The sequence below is a fragment of the Streptomyces sp. adm13(2018) genome (assembly GCF_008042145.1).
GTDB lineage: Bacteria > Actinomycetota > Actinomycetes > Streptomycetales > Streptomycetaceae > Streptomyces.
The window spans coordinates 66741-68115 of sequence record NZ_RDBH01000142.1; the positions used below are offsets into that span (position 1 = coordinate 66741).

1 protein-coding gene and 1 pseudogene are annotated in these 1375 nt (G+C 70.0%); one reads left to right on the top strand and one right to left on the bottom strand.

Annotation, left to right across the window (positions count from 1 at the left end):
- Positions 1-126 (bottom strand): annotated as a pseudogene (locus EAO70_RS39795) (cobalamin biosynthesis bifunctional protein CbiET); the annotation flags it as partial.
- A gap of 194 nt (positions 127-320) precedes the next feature.
- On the opposite strand from EAO70_RS39795, the gene EAO70_RS34230 reads away from it, so the two are divergent.
- The coding region (locus tag EAO70_RS34230; protein ID WP_148006709.1) for an LLM class flavin-dependent oxidoreductase at positions 321-1375 on the top strand (1055 nt) is incomplete at its 3' end.

Genomic DNA, 1375 nt, shown 5'->3' on the forward strand with positions numbered 1-1375 from the left:
GAGGAGGTCGAGCTGGCGGGGGGCGCCGATCAGGACCTCGGCGGTCCCCAGGACGCGGCGGGAGTTCTCGGGGAGCCCGTCCCAGCCGTCCGCGCCGATTCCGACGACCGCTATCGCACCGTTCACCTGCGCGACTCTACGGGAGGGCCGTTTTCCGACGGTACGTGGCGGGCCCCACTCGGCACCCGCCCGCGGCCCGCCTTCGAAGCGACGCCCGGGCCGGCAGAAGGCGGGAATAGCCCGGAACCCCACCCCGTTGAAGCCGACGTCCAGATAGTTTACGATTCAACCAACAGCCCCCCAGGCGAGAGGTGAGCACGATGCAGTTCGGGATCTTCACCGTCGGCGACGTGACGACCGACCCCACCACCGGCCGCACCCCCACCGAGCACGAGCGGATCAAGAACACCGTCGCCATCGCGCTCAAGGCCGAAGAGGTCGGACTGGACGTCTTCGCGACCGGCGAGCACCACAACCCGCCGTTCGTGCCCTCCTCCCCCACCACCCTCCTCGGGCACATCGCCGCCCGCACGGAGAACCTGGCCCTCTCCACGTCCACGACGCTGATCACCACCAACGACCCGGTGAAGATCGCCGAGGACTACGCGACCCTCCAGCACCTCGCCGACGGCCGCGTGGACCTGATGATGGGCCGTGGCAACACCGGCCCGGTCTACCCGTGGTTCGGCCAGGACATCCGGCAGGGCATCCCGCTCGCCATCGAGCACTACGCGCTCCTCCACCGGCTGTGGAGGGAGGACGTGGTCGACTGGGAGGGCACGTTCCGCTCCGCCCTCCAGGGCTTCACCTCCACCCCGCGCCCGCTCGACGGCGTCCCGCCGTTCGTCTGGCACGGCTCCATCCGCTCCCCGGAGATCGCCGAGCAGGCCGCCTACTACGGCGACGGCTTCTTCGCGAACCACATCTTCTGGCCCAAGCAGCACACCGAGAAGATGGTCCGCCTCTACCGCCAGCGGTACGCGCACTACGGCCACGGCACCCCCGAACAGGCGATCGTCGGCCTCGGCGGCCAGGTCTTCATGCGGAAGAACTCGCAGGACGCGGTACGGGAGTTCCGCCCGTACTTCGACAACGCGCCGGTCTACGGCCACGGACCGTCCCTGGAGGACTTCTCCCGCGAGACCCCGCTGACCGTCGGCTCGCCGCAGGAGGTCATCGAGCGCACCCTGTCCTTCCGCGACTACGTGGGCGACTACCAGCGCCAGCTGTTCCTCGTCGACCACGCGGGGCTGCCCCTCAAGACCGTCCTGGAGCAGCTCGACATCCTCGGCGAGGAGGTCGTACCGGTGCTGCGCAAGGAGTTCGCGAACCTGCGCCCGGCCGACGTCCCCGCCACCGCCCCGCTCCACCCCGC